This is a genomic window from Vibrio sp. 2-1-2a (assembly GCF_032648565.1).
In the GTDB taxonomy this organism is placed as follows: Bacteria; Pseudomonadota; Gammaproteobacteria; order Enterobacterales; family Vibrionaceae; genus Vibrio; species Vibrio diabolicus.
The window spans coordinates 189,494-205,798 of the sequence record NZ_WBOH01000004.1 but is presented as its reverse complement, the minus strand read 5'-3'; the positions used below and the strand labels follow the sequence as shown (position 1 = coordinate 205,798).

At 41.7% G+C, this 16,305-nt stretch carries 12 protein-coding genes; 3 read left to right on the top strand and 9 right to left on the bottom strand.

The genetic code is table 11. The features are described 5' to 3' along the window. The 4 genes from F7Y48_RS12665 to F7Y48_RS12650 form a co-directional block, all read right to left on the bottom strand. Positions 1–1,149, bottom strand: coding sequence for a mannitol-1-phosphate 5-dehydrogenase (locus F7Y48_RS12665; RefSeq protein WP_316684383.1), 1,149 nt, complete (start codon positions 1,147–1,149; stop codon positions 1–3). Positions 1,150–1,261: 112 nt separating this feature from the next. Further along, a complete protein-coding gene (locus F7Y48_RS12660; protein ID WP_006742749.1) occupies positions 1,262–3,214 on the bottom strand; it encodes a PTS mannitol transporter subunit IICBA in 1,953 nt (650 codons plus the stop codon). A gap of 603 nt (positions 3,215–3,817) precedes the next feature. Next, the gene (locus F7Y48_RS12655; protein ID WP_316684382.1) at positions 3,818–5,566 is read right to left on the bottom strand and encodes a lysophospholipid acyltransferase family protein; all 1,749 of its coding nucleotides are present in this window, start codon (positions 5,564–5,566) and stop codon (positions 3,818–3,820) included. Between the two features lie 136 nt (positions 5,567–5,702). Beyond that, positions 5,703–5,969 (bottom strand): hypothetical protein, encoded by a 267-nt coding sequence (locus tag F7Y48_RS12650; protein WP_031780245.1) that lies wholly within the window; start codon positions 5,967–5,969, stop codon positions 5,703–5,705. A gap of 163 nt (positions 5,970–6,132) precedes the next feature. On the opposite strand from F7Y48_RS12650, the gene F7Y48_RS12645 reads away from it, so the two are divergent. Beyond that, positions 6,133–6,852, top strand: a complete 720-nt coding sequence (locus tag F7Y48_RS12645; protein WP_006742751.1) for an SIMPL domain-containing protein — start codon at positions 6,133–6,135, stop codon at positions 6,850–6,852. A 53-nt stretch (positions 6,853–6,905) separates the two neighbouring features. On the opposite strand, the gene F7Y48_RS12640 is transcribed toward F7Y48_RS12645, so the two are convergent. Continuing rightward, a complete protein-coding gene (locus F7Y48_RS12640; RefSeq protein ID WP_282150193.1) occupies positions 6,906–7,955 on the bottom strand; it encodes a DUF4382 domain-containing protein in 1,050 nt (349 codons plus the stop codon). Between the two features lie 229 nt (positions 7,956–8,184). Between F7Y48_RS12640 and F7Y48_RS12635 the strand changes: the two genes are divergently transcribed. Further along, entirely contained in the window at positions 8,185–8,460 is a 276-nt protein-coding gene (locus F7Y48_RS12635) for a hypothetical protein (protein ID WP_048626615.1), read from the top strand. Between the two features lie 93 nt (positions 8,461–8,553). Here F7Y48_RS12635 and F7Y48_RS12630 read toward each other — a convergent pair whose 3' ends face one another. Beyond that, positions 8,554–9,357, bottom strand: a complete 804-nt coding sequence (locus F7Y48_RS12630) for a MetQ/NlpA family ABC transporter substrate-binding protein (RefSeq protein ID WP_258507017.1) — start codon at positions 9,355–9,357, stop codon at positions 8,554–8,556. 511 nt (positions 9,358–9,868) lie between these two features. Between F7Y48_RS12630 and F7Y48_RS12625 the strand changes: the two genes are divergently transcribed. Beyond that, positions 9,869–11,164, top strand: coding sequence for a tyrosine-type recombinase/integrase (locus tag F7Y48_RS12625; protein ID WP_193837538.1), 1,296 nt, complete (start codon positions 9,869–9,871; stop codon positions 11,162–11,164). Between the two features lie 251 nt (positions 11,165–11,415). Here the strand turns inward: F7Y48_RS12625 and F7Y48_RS12620 are convergent, their stop codons facing one another. Genes F7Y48_RS12620 through F7Y48_RS12610 form a run of 3 tightly spaced genes read right to left on the bottom strand, consistent with a single transcriptional unit; the run spans position 11,416 to position 15,309 of the window. Beyond that, positions 11,416–12,330 (bottom strand): hypothetical protein, encoded by a 915-nt coding sequence (locus F7Y48_RS12620; RefSeq protein WP_193837539.1) that lies wholly within the window; start codon positions 12,328–12,330, stop codon positions 11,416–11,418. Then, positions 12,327–14,135 (bottom strand): hypothetical protein, encoded by a 1,809-nt coding sequence (locus F7Y48_RS12615; protein ID WP_316684381.1) that lies wholly within the window; start codon positions 14,133–14,135, stop codon positions 12,327–12,329. Before F7Y48_RS12615 ends, F7Y48_RS12620 begins: the two co-directional genes overlap by 4 nt. Then, positions 14,125–15,309 carry a metallophosphoesterase gene (locus F7Y48_RS12610; protein ID WP_316684380.1) on the bottom strand — a complete coding sequence of 395 codons (1,185 nt, stop codon included), beginning with the start codon at positions 15,307–15,309 and terminating at the stop codon, positions 14,125–14,127. The genes F7Y48_RS12615 and F7Y48_RS12610 overlap by 11 nt, the downstream gene beginning before the upstream one ends. Between the last annotated feature and the right edge of the window lie 996 nt (positions 15,310–16,305).

Below are 16,305 nucleotides of genomic sequence, written 5' to 3'. Positions count from 1 at the left end.
TTAAAGCTGGTGGTAAATCACTTCGATTTGAGCCACTTCAACACTGTCTTCAGCCAGGCCAGTGTACGTTGCTAGCGTTTTCTTTACGCCCACGGCTTTTAATGAGGTTTGTAATTCCACCGCTTGTGGGTCGGTGTCGTTAGTGTACTTCAAGGCAGCGGCAATGCCTTTCAAAAGTGTTTTATTTTCAGTGCCATACTCGATTGTACCGAGTAATGGCTTCACTAATCTATCATTTGCACCCAATTTACGAATTGGTTGTCGTCCAACGCGATCCACTTCATCCACTAAATATGGGTTGGCAAAGCGTCCTAGGATCTTTTCGATGTAAGCGTTGTGCATGTCGCGATCAAAACCGTAGCGCTTGATCAGTACTTCTCCGCTTTCGTGCATTGCTTGTTTTACTTCAGCATGAATGCTTGGGTCTTCAATTGCTTCACGAATGGTACGGTGCCCTTTCAAACAACCTAAATAAGCGGTAATGCAGTGACCTGTGTTTAGGGTGAACAGCTTACGTTCGACAAAGGCCATTAGGTTGTTGGTCTTTTCCATGCCTGAGATGTCAGGGATTTCGCCCTTGAATTGCTGTTCATCCACAATCCATTCACTAAAGCTTTCTACCGTGACTTCTAGTGGGTCATCGTTGGCGGCTTCTGCTGGTGGCACGATGCGATCGACTGCTGAATCAACAAAGCCAACCAACTCGTCTGCCTTTGTGTGCAGCGATTCATCCAGATGTTTGTATACTTCGCCTTTTAGGTGTGTGGTACCACGCACCATATTTTCACAGGCGATGATGTTAAGTGGCGCGTCATTACCAGCTTCAAAACGTTTGGCGATACCTTTCGCGATGGTTTTCGCGATGATATCTAATACGTTTGGACCGACCGCTGTGGTAACCAAATCGGTTTTGACGATGCGATCAATCACGTCATCACTGGCTGAGTTTACCGCTGTGACGTGGGTAACAGTGTCGATTTGGCACTCGGTGCCCACGACTTTCACTTTGTATTCTTGTTTGTGGCTGAGCTGGTCTACCAACGGCGCATCAACGTCAGCGAAAGTGACCTCGACTTCTGCGTCTGCTAAGAGTTTACCGATGAAACCACGACCGATGTTACCTGCACCAAAATGAACTGCGTTTTTCATAATTCTTACCTACCAATATCTGAAAATGTTGACTTACGAAACTAGGGTGAGGCCAACCGCATAGGGGGTGACAGCTGACCTCGTTTGCCTCAGGAGCAAATTAAAGGAGTGATTAAGCCGCTTGCTGGCCGCCAAGGATGTTTAGAATTTCTTCTACATCGTTGGTGCTGGTTAGCTTCTCAATTGCTTCCGGCTCATCGAGCGCGTTCGTTATGGTGGTGATCACCTGGATGTGCTCATCGTTCTTAGCGGCAATGCCGATAACCAGTTTCGCGACATCGTCGTCATCTTCAGTAAATTGGATACCCGATGGGTATTGGCAGATTACAATGCCGGTTTTCTTCACGCGATCTTTCGCTTCTACCGTACCGTGAGGTACTGCGATAGATTCGCCTAGGTAAGTTGGAACCAACGCTTCACGCTCAAACATTGCGTCTACGTATTCTGGTTCTGCGTAGCCAAGTTCAACCAATTTGTTGCCTGCAAAGCGAATGGCTTCTTCTTTGTTGGCTGCTTTCAAACCTAGGTGAATGTTCTCACGCTGGATTTGGAATACCGATGGCTGCTGTGGCTCAAAGCAGTCGTCGTTCGCCGCCATGACTGACACTTTCACCATTTGGTCGTCATTGGCTGCGGATTGGTTTTGTGCTGCTAGTAGTTTGGTGACTAGCTGGTTGTACATTTCGCTGTCTAGGAAGTTCGTCAATGAAATGTGGTGTGCATTTGGAGCATGCTTACGTGCACGATCCGTTAAGTCTTTATGAGTAATCACGATATCTGCACTCTCTGGTAAGCTGTTAATAGCAAGGTTGGTTACGTGGATGTTCAGACCTGCGTCTTGAACCTTTTTACGTAGCATGCTCGCGCCCATTGCACTCGAGCCCATGCCCGCATCACAAGCGACAATGATGCTTTGTACTGTCGCTAGGTCTACGTCACCTTTGCTTTGGCTATTTACCACCGCATCGTTTTTAGATGCAGATTTCATGTCTTTCATTTGTGATGTTGCTTTTTCTAGTGCTGCTTCATCACCGTCTTCCTCTGTTGACGTTTGTGTCTTCATTAGCAGTGCTGCTACGGCGAATGACACACCTGTTGCGGCTGCGATAGACGCTAGAACACCAACGATTGAACCTTTCTGAGTCATCAACAAGATTGCGAAGATTGAGCCTGGTGATGCTGGAGAAACGATACCTGCGTTAAACATAGTTAGAACGAATACGCCCGTCATACCACCTGCGATAGCCGCAAGGATTAGGCGAGGGTTCATTAGGATGTAAGGGAAGTAAATCTCGTGGATACCGCCGAAGAAGTGGATGATGGATGCACCACCTGCCGTTTGACGAGCCGTACCTTTACCAAACACCATGTAAGCCAGCAGAATACCTAGACCAGGACCTGGGTTCGCTTCGATCAAGAAGAAGATCGATTGACCAGTTTCAGACGCTTGCTGAATACCCAGTGGAGAGAAGATGCCGTGGTTGATCGCGTTGTTTAGGAACAGGATCTTCGCTGGCTCAACAAAAATAGAAGTCAGTGGCAGAAGGTGCGCTGAAACAAGGAAGTTTACGCCTGCTGCCAATGCGCCTGAAAGCACTTTGACAAATGGACCGATAAGGAAGAAAGCCAAAATGGCGCACAGCATACCAATGATGCCCGCAGAGAAGTTGTTCACCAACATCTCGAAGCCGCTTTTTACTTTACCGTCGATGTAGTTATCGAATTTTTTGATTGCCCAGCCGCCCATTGGGCCGACCATCATTGCACCCATAAACATTGGGATGTCGGTACCGACAATCACACCCATGGTAGTGATTGCACCAACGACCGCGCCGCGATCGCCGCCCACTAATTTACCACCGGTGTAACCGATCAGTAGTGGCAGCAAGTAAGTGATCATAGGACCAACCATGGAAGCTAACGTCTCATTTGGTAGCCATCCGGTTGGGATAAATAGAGCAGTGATAAAGCCCCACGCGATAAACGCGCCGATGTTAGGCATTACCATGTTTGACAGAAAACGACCAAAATTTTGTATCTTGATCTTGGCATCTGGTGATATCATAACAATTCCCCGTTCGATGTTCTGATGAATATGTTGTCGTAAACGGTTCGCCAAAACCGCTTGTTTGATTGCTTAGTACCCAATCAATTTACCACACATTTTCCAATTGGAACTGACGACGGGTTTTTCGTGATCAACCCCCGCATTTCTTCGGATGAAAAGCATTTTTTAAGTGATGATGATCAATTAATTGATATGTAACTTAATAACAAAAAATGACTTTCAAATCTGTCAATAAAAATATTAGTGATCAATTCGATCTTCTGACAAATATAAAATCAAAATTCATTGTGATTAAGATCACCTTTAATTTCTTTTTCAATTCAAATTAAATGCTCGAGATGATCAATGTCACATTTTGTTTGACGTCAGGTTTGATTAAAAATGTGATCTATGACCATTTTGAGGTTTTGTGAAAGTTTATAACGTGAACGTTTGTGCGATGTTGGCGTTTTGTGGATTAAAGCTTGAGATGACTGCCCTTTTTGCGATGAGTTTAACTAAACACTTTGTTTTTAATGTCTTATGGGTAAATAACGCATCACGCTGCTCGCGTTGTGTTGTTTAGAGCGATTTTGAGCAGTGCGATACCTCCGACGACGGTTAATGGTTCAGAGCTAAATACTCGCGCGCGTTTCCACTGCCCATGTAACGTGCAAGCGTTTTCTCAGGCACATCGCGTAAATCCACCATAATCAATCCATCCAGTGCGTTGTTAAACGCCGGATCGACGTTAAAGCACACCAACTTACCATTCAAACTCAAATATTGGCGCAGTAATACCGGAACGCCTTTGCCTTCGTCAATTCGAGCGATCACGCGAGATAGCAACTGTAAATCTCCCAATGCGGTTAGCATGCTGGTATTCCACTTTAAGTTGGTTTCTGGCAGTGGGTTTGACGGAGTGACGTATTCGGCGCAGTCGTTGTCGTAGTGGTGTAGGGTCATCGATTGTGCCAGCAATTGACGCGCGGTATGGCTGTAATCGTTGCTGATGCTCACTGGGCCAAATAAGTGCGTGTATTCGGGATGTTGATGGACAAAAGTCGCTATGCCTTTCCAGAGTAAGAGTAGGGCACTCATGCTTTTTTGATATTGCTCGGCAATCACAGAACGACCCATTTCAATCGACTTACCCATTTGATCGAGAAAGCGTTGGTCATAGTTGAACAAGGTGCGCGAATACAATCCTTCTACGCCATATTTCGCCAATAATTGATCAACTAATCCAAGACGGTAAGCACCTACCATGCATTGGTTCTCACGATCCCACACAAATAGGTGCAGGTAATCATGATCGAAATGATCGATGTCTATCGCTTGTCCGGTCCCTTCGCCAACCTGTCGAAAATTGAGCTCACGTAGGCGACCGATTTCATGCAGTAGAGAAGGGATATTCTGCGACTCCGTGCAGTAAACATCGAACTCACCACTTGTTAGCAGCTTGGACTCTTTTGGTAAGCTGTGCAGCTCTTCAAGCAATTGGCCTATGGGTAACCCTGCTGCAATAGGTAAGAGATCATTGTCTGAGACCGTTTGCTGAGTGGCACTTACATCGCGGTTAAGCAGGTAGGTGTTAAGCCTCAGATAATTGACGATCTGATCATCGTTGAGGTTATTGAGTTCTTTAAACTTGATTGCTTGCCCAAAGGACAACTCAATGGTTTTTGCGCTCTTGTTGAGCAGCTCTCTTCCTAACATCAAGGTGCGTAAAAGAGGGTGGATTTTACCTGCCATGTAGAAGCGTTTTGAGTTCTGTCCACGAATGAAGACGGGAACAGTGGCGGCCTTGTTCTTACGAATTAACGCACTGACACTGCGGCTCCATTCTTTGTCTTCTAAACGCTGTTGTTTGGCATCCACCAACTGCGACACTTCACCCGCAGGGAAAACCAATAACAAGCCGCCATTCGCAAGGTGTTTGTTGGCTGCTCTGAGGGCCTTCATATTCGATTTGACGGCGTCTTTGCCTTCGAATACGTCGACACCAATAAAAAGTTGGTCGAGCTCTGGTACGGTTTTTAGGTACTGATTCGCTAAAATTTGGATATCGTCTCGTATCATCAATAGTAGCTCGGCGAGAATCACGCCTTCAACACAACCGAGAGGGTGATTCGCCACAATGACGGTTGCGCCTTGCTTTGGCACTGCGTCGAGCGAACCATGGGCAATGCGATAGTCGATCCCCAAAATATCCAGCGTAAATCGCAAGAAAGTTTTGGTATCCGCATTCACGGGGCGTTGGGCGTAGAATTTATCGAGCTGACTTAAACCCGTTGCCCATTCTGCAACGTTTTCACCAATGCCGAACGGCGTTTTACGAGGGAGACGAAAAGGGGTTGAACTATCCATATTTACCTCAGCGTACAAGTGGCTGATCGGATAGTAGAAATTACAGATGACAGTTCAGAGGCAAATCCATGAGCCTTTGGTGACAAACTGGTGAAGCTTTGTTGACCAAAGGCGAGGGGATAGGGACGTATTAGCGTTACGTTTTGTCGCCAGCAAACATCAGGATACTCAGAGAGTTGAGCGTTTCACCGAGACTTTCTAGTGAGCTCAAGACCTGTTTGGTCGGCTCATTATCTAGCAGAATGCGACCATCAAAGCTTTTCCCTTCGCATTGATCTTCATCGCACATACCCGCTTGGGGGGCTTGTGTTGAGTTGTCATCCATTACTAAGTCGTCAGTACTCAAACAAGCCGTTGAGACAAATAATCCGCTCAGAACTACCAGCCATTTTATTTTCAACATAATCTTAAAAACCATAATAAAACACTGTTCAATTGTAATTTATTCTATTCACCATTTCGAACGACATGACAAAAACTTGGCTTTAGGTCGCCATTTTCTGGCCATAGTTGAGCTATGTTATCGATACGACGAATTGTTACTTTTGGCGAAATTAGGAGGATGAATGGAGAAGATTTCCAATAGAGCGTCAATATGGCTCGGGCTGTGTCTGATAATTGGTTTAGGAGTATTGGGCTTTTTTATTCAGCAAACGGCAGTCAAATACAAAGCCTATGAGCGAGTGGTAACGGTGAAGGGATTGTCTGAACGAGAGTACTCTGCCGATACAGTGATCTGGCCAATTCAGTTCACCTTAGCGAGTAATGATATGGGGGCTATGTTTGATGACATCGATCAGCAAACGCGTTTGATTCTGGATTTCTTAAGTGCCAAAGGGCTCCCTGAAACGAGCGTTTCCCTTTCTTCTCCTGCTGTCATTGACCGAAAAGCACAGCAATACGGGAGTGAGCAAGATATCGAGTTTCGTTATTTAGCCTCGCGGACCGTTACGGTTTATAGTCAAAGTGTCGATGTGGTTCGAGCGGCAATTAATGAGATTGGTGAGCTAGGAAAACAAGGCGTACTGCTGAATCAGGACCCGTACGCGAACCGCATTGAGTACAGCTTTACTAAGCTGAATGATGTAAAGCCAGACATGATTGAAGAGGCGACCAAAAACGCCCGCGAAGTGGCGCAAAAGTTTGCCAAAGATTCACAGAGTTCATTGGGTAAGATCAAACGTGCCACGCAAGGGCAGTTCTCGATTTATGACCGAGACAGCAACACGCCTTACATTAAGAAAGTACGAGTGGTCTCAACCGTTCAGTATTACTTATCGGATTAAAATAATAGTCAAAAAGCCGCTCACACGATGAGCGGCTTTCGATAAGACGAGAGCTATAGGATAGGATTAATATCTTGCTCTGTATGCTCACCTTCGACCACATCAACAGGTGTGTAATGTTGATAAATCAGGAAGCCATCTTCTGATGTTTCATGGTTATCTGGTGTATCAACATACGCGGTACAGGTGTACCCAATACTGTAGGTGCCTGGGCCCATGTAACCAAACTCGTAGCTGTAGGTTGTATTACCTTCTTCGTCTTGCGATTCATTCACGTTAGCTACTGCAACTGGAGCTTGGAGTGGTTCCATCGCGCCCATATCGCCCATGGTTGAGCGATCCATCGAACCTGCGTAAAGATAGACTGAGTGAACGGCAGGAACGTCATTTATTGCATTTGATGCTGCACTGTCTGCTTCACACGCTTGATACTGAATTTCACTGACTTCACCACCGATATGACCTGATTCTGATGCGTTTACTAAGCTTACCGCATTAGAGTTCATGTTCATGTAATCTTTGCCTGTTGGATCTGCCAGGCCTTTACGCAAATCAAACTCGACAACATAGCTATTATGACCAGTATGAACTTTTACATACTGACCTTTTTGCGAAAACTTCAAGCGACCTTGATCGCTCGTATCTGGTTTAAAACCAAAACAACTGCCTCGGCTAGGCACAACTAAGCCTTTGATGTTGCCATCTGTCTTCTCTACGTATGACAGCGTTGTATCGTTTAATTGTTTGCCGTCTTTAGCGTACACACACATAGCATAATCACCAGGAGCGATGTCTTGCTCGCTAATGATCGTTTTAGCGTTACTTCCCTGATATTCCATTAGATCAACTTGGTGTAGTGTTCCATTGTCACTAACATCTAACAGAATATGTTCTCCAGTCTGTTCGCCAGTTTCTGGGTCAAATGGTACAAGGACAACATCTTTAAACGCTAAGACGACTTTGTTGGCATCGTCGACAGGCGCATCGGAAACGCTGAGAGAAAAAGTGGCTGCTTCTGTATCGGATGAAGAGTCGTCGCTACCGCAGCCCGTCAATAAAAGACCACCTGAGATAGCAAGTAAAGGATAAGTATATTTTTTCATTATGACCTCTGGTTTACACTGCTGATAAATGTAAAAGGCTAGTCTCAAAGTCGAGAAATGATGTCATTGTATTGTGATAGAGAGGTCAATCTTCAATGGTGCTATATACAAGTCCTTTTTTATAAAACTAAGTTCTTAACTGTGATGAGGGGAGTTTGATAATAGTCAAGCTGGCTTCTTTCTTATGAGCGTAAGTTAGTATGACTTATTGCTAGAAGGAATTAGTATCATGGCATACAAGCACTTTATTAGAGAACTACTGGGTTTAGCGATTGTTGTTTCTGTCGTCTTTGGTGTTTTAGGTGTGATGTTAGAGCTCTTTGCACTGACGGCACTCTGGGAGCATCAGCAAGCGATAGCCGATGTATTCTTCCATGAATCTCTCTACTTTGTCGTATTTTTAATCCCACCATACTTCCTTTGGAAGTTGATTAACCGCCCTGAATTGGTTTCTGCGGACCAAGCTTATTTAGCTATGAGATTAGAGGCTGAAAGTCGACAATAAGCCGATTGAGTGAGGAGTGAAAAGAAGAGGCTATGAGAAACATCAGCCTCTTTCCTATCTGATTCGTGGGCAAAGTATTCGTTGCTTTATTGATTAAAAAGCTGCTTCTATTGTGCCTTTGAACGTACGATCGAGATAATCACGAATTGCTTGAGATTGGTAAATAGAAACGAATTTTTTATACGCTTCATTATTTTTGTCTGCGTCACGAGTAGCGATGACCATGACGGCCAGCGGTGCGTCTTTTGCTTCAAGATAGATACTTTGTTTCTTCGGGTCTAAACCAGAAGACATTACGTAGTTCATTGTGATCGCAGCCGCGTCTACATCATCCAATGTTCGTGGTAACTGGGCGGCATCTACCTCGACAAATTCAAACGACTTTGCATTTTTTGTAATATCAGTTAGGGCGGCTTTGTGGCCAACACCTTGTTTAAGCTCAATTAAACCTGCATCGGCGAGTAGCAATAGACCACGACCACCATTAGTTGGATCGTTTGGAATTGCTATGCGTGCATTGTGTGGAAGCTCTTGTAATGAGCGATACTTGTTAGAATAAAGCCCCATGCGCATCAGAATGGATTGACCAATCGACACTAATTGGGCGTCATGACTATTATTGAAGTTGTCTAAAAATGGTTGGTGCTGATAGCTGTTAATGTCGATGCTACCATCACTAAGCGCGGCATTGGGTGTCACGTAATCAGAAAACTCGATGACTTCTACATTCAAGCCTTGCTTCGCTGCTTCCTTCGCTACTGCTTCAACTACTTGAGCATGAGGCCCTACGGTTGCTCCCACTTTAATGACAGAGTTATCTTTTTCTCCACAAGCACTTAAGCCAACTACTGCCGTGAGAACCAAAGCTAGTTTCTTTAGGTGACGAATACTTTTCATTGTAACTCCATTTTTGTTTTAGACGTCCATACGTTTACATGTCCACCCTATCAGAAGTCGAAAAAGGGTCAATGGTTTAAATAGCGAGCAGACATTTTGTTTCTACGACTATATAGAAAGATTGGTAATAAGCGAAAAGAAAGAGAGGGTAGAACCGAGGAAGGTAATAAGTTTGAAGTTGTTGATGAGATGAGCAACGAATTACTACACCCATACCCAAAGTCAGCAGACACAAAAAAGGCGTAGTAGGTACTAACCTGCTACGCCTTTCGAAATTTGGTGGCCCCTCGCAGACTTGAACTGCGGACCAATCGATTATGAGTCGTGATAATATTTGTTTTATCAAATTCCATGTTATCTCAAATTGTGTTTAAATTATTGATAAATAGTGAGTTGTTTGACTTGCCTTATCTTGTGATATCTCACAAACTGTCATTAAGAGACCTCCTAACTACACCCACAACTACACCCAATTTAACTTTGGGTGTAGTTGCGCAACAAAGGAACTGTTATGGCAATTACGCAAAAAGAAATTGTGGGTTTAAAGCCTAAAAGTAATGCGTATTACGTTTGGGATGATGACCGAACTAAAGGCGCTGGACGTCTTGGAGTGAAGGTGTTTGCTAGTGGAAATAAAGGGTTTGTCTTTCGCTACTACCGCGAGGGTAAACGTCTCTTTATTCAGTTAGGGCGATTTCCGGCGCTCAGTCTTGTTGATGCGCGGAAAGAGGCGCATAAACTGGGCTTAATGTTAAAGCAGGGATTCGATCCTAAATTTGAATTAGCCAACGCAGAGAAAAAGCGTGAAGTAGCTCGAAGAGAGGAGGAGAGCAAGGGAAGCTTAGAGTTGCTGTTTCAAAGTTATGTAAACCAAATGAAAAAAGAGGGGAAGCGGACTTATCAAAACGTTTATCGGTCACTGGAGAAAGAGGTTTATCCATTTATCTCCAAAGAAACAAAGGCTTGTGATGTGACGACGTCTAATATCGTTACGATATTAGCTCACATGATACAACGTGGTGCCGCTACACAAAGCAATCGAGTCAGAAGCTACCTTCATGCCGCATTTAATTATGGCCTTTCACATGACAATGATCCTGCGAATTACTTGAGAGACGCTAAGTTTGGTCTCCTCCTTAACCCAGTATCTTCTATACCAAAACAAAAAGATGCAGAGCGAGTAGGGGAGCGCTATCTAACGTTCACGGAATTACATCAGTTTATGCATGATATTGAATTTGATATAGAAGGAGTTCGAGCCTCAGAAATGATGCGATGCCTTATTCTTCTTTGTATTCATACTGGTGGACAAAGACCTTATGAGATTGCAGCATCAAAATGGACGGCAATCAATTGGGATGAACGAACGTTACTTATCACTCCTGACCTTTCGAAAAACAAGCGTAGCCATTTGGTCCCTTTGACTGAATCAGCGATGTCTATCTTAGAAAGGCTCAGAGAAAGCAACTCAGCTAGTCCATTTATCTTCCCTCATCATAAAGATGACAATGACCACGTTCGCTTAGATTCATTGAGTCAAACCATTGCTCGTTATCGAGATGATCACCCACACTTTGAGCATTTCATCCCCAGGGATTTGCGCCGTACGTGTAAAACCTTGATGGGAGAGCTGGGTGTAAGTAAAGCATTGAGAGATAGGCTACAGAACCATGCACTGAATGATGTGAGCTCAAAACATTACGATAGATACGAGTATCTAAGTGAGAAAAGGCATGCCCTTGAGCTATGGGAGACGAAGCTATTGAGAGTGGAAGACACGGGATCAAATGTAGTTAGTCTTTGGTGAAGGTGGATTGACGTTCGCAGTGCGAACGCTGCATTACTTTTTATTTATTGTTGATGCATCGAAAGTAGTAAGTGACACATTGCGATCTCATTCTTATTTGATTTGCCCGTGATATTTTCTAACTCGAAATTGCCCCATTTGTTTGCTAGCGATTATTGCTTAGGTGGTGGTCTTAGGCTAGTGAAGACGGCATAGAGTCAGAGTTACTGTGTAAGTAAAAAAAATGCCCACAAAAATATGGGCGTCTTTATTTAAATCATAACCGAAAGTTTAACACTGGTTCCACTAGGTTTTCTGTTTACTGGCTTTTCTTCATAGTCGGAAGATACTCGCCAAACAGGCAATTTTTCATTAAATTCAATAGCAATAAGAACGCTAATGGCTGTTAGAATTTTAGGTCCTAACGGGGCTATAAGAGGTGTCGCAAACGAAGAGGTCGCACTTACTAGGTCTCTCATATCAATGTATGTGTTATAAGGTTGATCTAATCTGTAATGGACAATTCTCGAACTAGGGATCTCATTTAAGAATGCCTGATTATTTTTAACAACTAAATCGTCAAATTTTTTGTCAACACCAATTGGGACTAAAGCAAAATTGAACTCTGGCTCAAGATAAGTTGCTAATCCAAGAGCTTTGCCGTCTTCATAACCTAAACCTAAGATTAACGCTGTTGGTTTATTTAGATCCCCTATAGTGCCAGATAGTTCAGGTATAATATCTCCCACTTTTTTTATTGGAGATAGCCCATCAGGTGCAGAAACGAACTTCGATATTTCATAAGATATAGTTAAGATAGAGCTTTTAGGCAGGCTTTTCACCAAAATATATAATAGTGCAGCAAGTCTTGATCTGGAAAAAACTGTGATATCTATTAATACATTGATAGGTTTATTTTTTTCACCAATCTTTTCTTTAAGCCATTCATTCAAATATGATTTAACATCCTTATCATTTCCTTCAAAGACATTGCTATGCCCTGACACATACTTATCTTTATTAGCTTTATAATGAAGAATCTCAGTATGTGTCAGGTAACCCAAAGCTAAGACTTCACCAAGTAAGTCTTTTTCTTGGTTATATTTACTTGACGCTCGTTCTTCGTAACCTAATCCTAATATTGATAAGTCATACGGTCCATTAAAGCTATCACTTAGTATTTTCATTCAAGCTCCAAAGAGTATTGTTGATAGTTAGTAAAACCTAGTAAGTCAACGATTTTCAATCTAGTCGATTTAAGCTTAGTTTGTTCTATTAGATCTACGATATCTATCTCACTTTGCTTAGTCATTAACAGGTCATAATGATGTGAGAAGATATAAGATAATCTGCAGCGTTTACTAGAGTTTAAATCATTTAACGAACCTATCTCAGTATCGATTGGTATAAGTGCGCCAGCATTAAGTGCATATCCTATTATTTCATTGAGTTCATCACTTATTTTGTTTTTGATTGCTATTGAACCTTTAGGTTGGGTTTTAAACTGTGGTCCATGAATTTCGTCTCTAAAAAATAGTGCGATCTCTGATATTAAATCATATATATTGTTAAATTTATCGTCTCCGGAATCTACTGCAATTGTGCCTAGTAACGAACGGTAGTCATGAAAGTATTCTTGTAAGCTTATTAATTGCTGATTTAAACTTATTTTCCCATCTTTAGCATGATTAATAAATTTATTCATTAAACCGATAAGCATTCTAGGATTATACTCGACCGATTTACATATGTTTTCAAACCCACCATAGTAGTCGGCAGGTCTTCTTCGTGCATGTTTTTTACCATCTTTACTACGTTTAAAGTTCCGTAGATGCACAATAAATTTTATTTTTCTAAGTTGGCTATTCTGATTAGTATAGATATCAGACTTGAAACCTCTTTCAATAAGATAGTTATTGAAGGAAGGGTCCTTCGCTGACAAATCGTTAAAATCTTTGTCGATATTTATATCTTTAGGTTCTTCAAAGTAATGCTCAATATTGTTATAGAGCCCTTTTCTTTGAAATAGAGCGGTACATAGTGAATTAGCGAAGTTATTACCCCCATTGTCACTTAGACCTGTTAGGTCAATCAATTCTATATCTTGAGCTTTCATGGCACTATCGGTGTCATCAGTTATAGAGACACCTTTGTGATAAGGTGATAGAGCAAGTTTGAATATAATATCCCTATGCCCACCACGCATTTCGTTTACCAGTGGTTTGATTATCTGGTTTGGTGCAAGTTCCAACTCGTCAAATAAAAACGCCCATTTTCCACTTTTTTCTTCAAAGTATGTGTTAACGATAGCAACAACACTTTCTAGATTACTTATTAAATCAAAGTGACCTACTTCTTGGACATCAACATCATCGTTGGATATAAGGTTGTTTACGGTATTGGATATAAGTTGTTTTTTTAAGATGACTTCTGTTAAAAGACTTTTTAAAGAATTTATTCTTGGTTCAACATTTAGGATGTTTTTTAGGCTGTGAACTAGCTCTACTTCAGATTCTTTAGTAAATTCCACGTTCTTAAAATTGTTAGTTTTCTTTATTGTTCTGCTGCATCTGTAATTAACTACAGAGAGGAGGTTTTCAAAAACGTGATAAGAAAATAATTGTTCCAAAAGAATAATTGCGGTGTCATATCGTAATTTTTCTTTCTTTGATATTTCATCACCTTTTAATTTATTTTCAATTTTTTGATATTGTGTTTTCCAATAACGGTCTGTGGGTATAAATACACCTGAATAATTGATGGTCTTTCTATATTCACTTGCTTTTTCTGATTTCCATAGCTCAAGAGATTCAATGTCCAACATTCTCATGAGCGTTGTTTTACCACTGCCTCTAGGTCCGATCATAATACAGTGGTTTGGACAGGCTAATTTGTCATAAAATTCATTTGTGATAAAAGTTTCGCAGAGATCCTCGGTGGTTGATGTTTTTGCGTTGAAAGAATCGCTGACACTTGGGATTCTATTTAGCATTGGCTGGCCCTACCTGTAAAATGAACTGGTTTGCTTCATCAATGTCAGAAACTAGTGAATTTTTTTCTAACCTACTCTTAAATTTTTTGAACTCTGCAGGCAAAAAATATCGGAGTTCGTCGTTTATATCTTTTATGTCAGTTTCTTCTAAAAATGCTTCATTTTTTAAAAGAGCTTTTATTCTATTAATCAATGTTCGTGAATTGATATTTGAACCAAGTCCACTTTTAGCTGGCATATTGGTGGAAGCTGAAGGCTTCCAGCCGCTGCCAACAGAGAACTGATGCGTTTCAAATGTACCAATAACTCGTTCGTTTTCAGAAGTTTTTGTTATGTCAATATCGATTGAATAAAATTGATTATCTATGAGGTCTGCGTATTTTGCAGATGCACTGCCTGCCGAAAAGACTATTGGTGGATCTTCACCTTCACTTGAAGCTTTTGAAATACAGGAATAATGCTTGTGACCATGTAAAATTAGCCATGGACCTTGATCTACTTTCTGCAATGAGTTGAGTAGCTTTTGTCCGCCGCTCATTTGTTGACCGTCATAATCATCATGTGCATGTTCCATTCTTTGTGGATGATGGTGGCAGATAAGAATGTTTATTGCTTTGGGACTTGATTGGTTGGCAAGTCTTTTCTCTATTTGGTCGACTGTTTCGAGAGCCACTCTGCCATGATGTGATTCATTACTAAAGCCATGATAAGCGCTTGTATTTAGTAAAACTAAGTTTGACTGGGGGTCACTATCGTCTAAAACCCAGTTCCATGCCCAAAAGTGTGTATTCTTTTCATGACAATTAAACGGGAAAGGTGGTTCACAAAACTGCAATTGATGTTTTGGAGAAAAACCATCTGGGTCACTAAGGTCTGGTCTTGACTGATGGTCATGATTACCTGGTACACATACTAATTTTGCATTGGGTAACGTGCGACTCAAATTGTTAAGAAACGTCCACCCAGCCAAGAAAGATGCTTTAGATCCTTTGTTAGCAATATCCCCGCAGCAGACTATTAAGTCATACTTGATGTTAAGTGTGCTGATGTAACTTATAAGTGCGTTACCCCATTCACCATTTCCATTCTGATCAAGGTGAAGCCTTGAGTTGCTTAGATTTTGGCTGTCATTTTCTAAAACGGCATGTAAATCTGATAGAAGTAAAATTTTCATATAATCTGTCAAATAATAAATTTTTAATCGTTCGCTACATTATTGGTGTCTACAGCCTACAAATTCGATTTTGATATTACTAAATCAACCCGACTCACAACCTTCACATCACCCTCATCAATAGTAATCATCGTTCCATTAAAACTGATAGCTAGTTTTTTTACCCAGAATACGTTGGATTTCGTTTAGGGAGAGGGGCGTCCATATCTACTAGGTAGGTTCCGGCTACGGCTTGCTGTGAACTCTTATACATGATAAAGGTAGAGTCACCGTCATAGATTGCGATAGCACTCTCAATAGCTGTTTCTTATAAAAGTGCTTTATCGAATGTGAGAGTTCGTAATTTCGTTAGTTCGCCATTGAGAATTTTAAATACGTCAATATCATAAGATATTTCTCTTCTAGACTTTCGAACTGCTCTTCAGTCATTTGCCTATTCGGAAGTGGCTCACCTTCTACAAGCGTTTCACATAGTCTTTCGGTCACATTTTTACCACCTTCATAATCAAAAGGCAGTAATTGCTACTGTTTTTCTAGCATATACGATCAGTAATTCTCGCATTCAGACGTTTAGACCGGCAGCTCTATGAGCCAATATTAAACATTCAATAGCTTACTAGGATAGCACCATGCTTTCATATCAAATAGTAATAAATATGCCTTTTATGACCTATGAACAGTATTTGCAGCTTTTGGGCATGCCGAAACGCACCATCATGGGGGGGCAGAAGGCAAACTTCCGCTTAAAATCAAAAATAGAGCTAAAGAAACACCCATGATCAATATGTGATAAAGCCTGATACTCATAGCCAAGCCAAAAATGGCTGGTCGTTGATGATTAAGTCGTAAGTAGTCGAATGAGAATTCGAAGGTATAGCCTTATCCGCTTTTAAAAACTGTTCTACTGAATTGTAGTTGGTGACTGGTTTCGGCCTACCGATTAGAGGTTTTGCTATATCTCTGGTAATCCGTCAAATGACAGTTTAGTTAAACCCG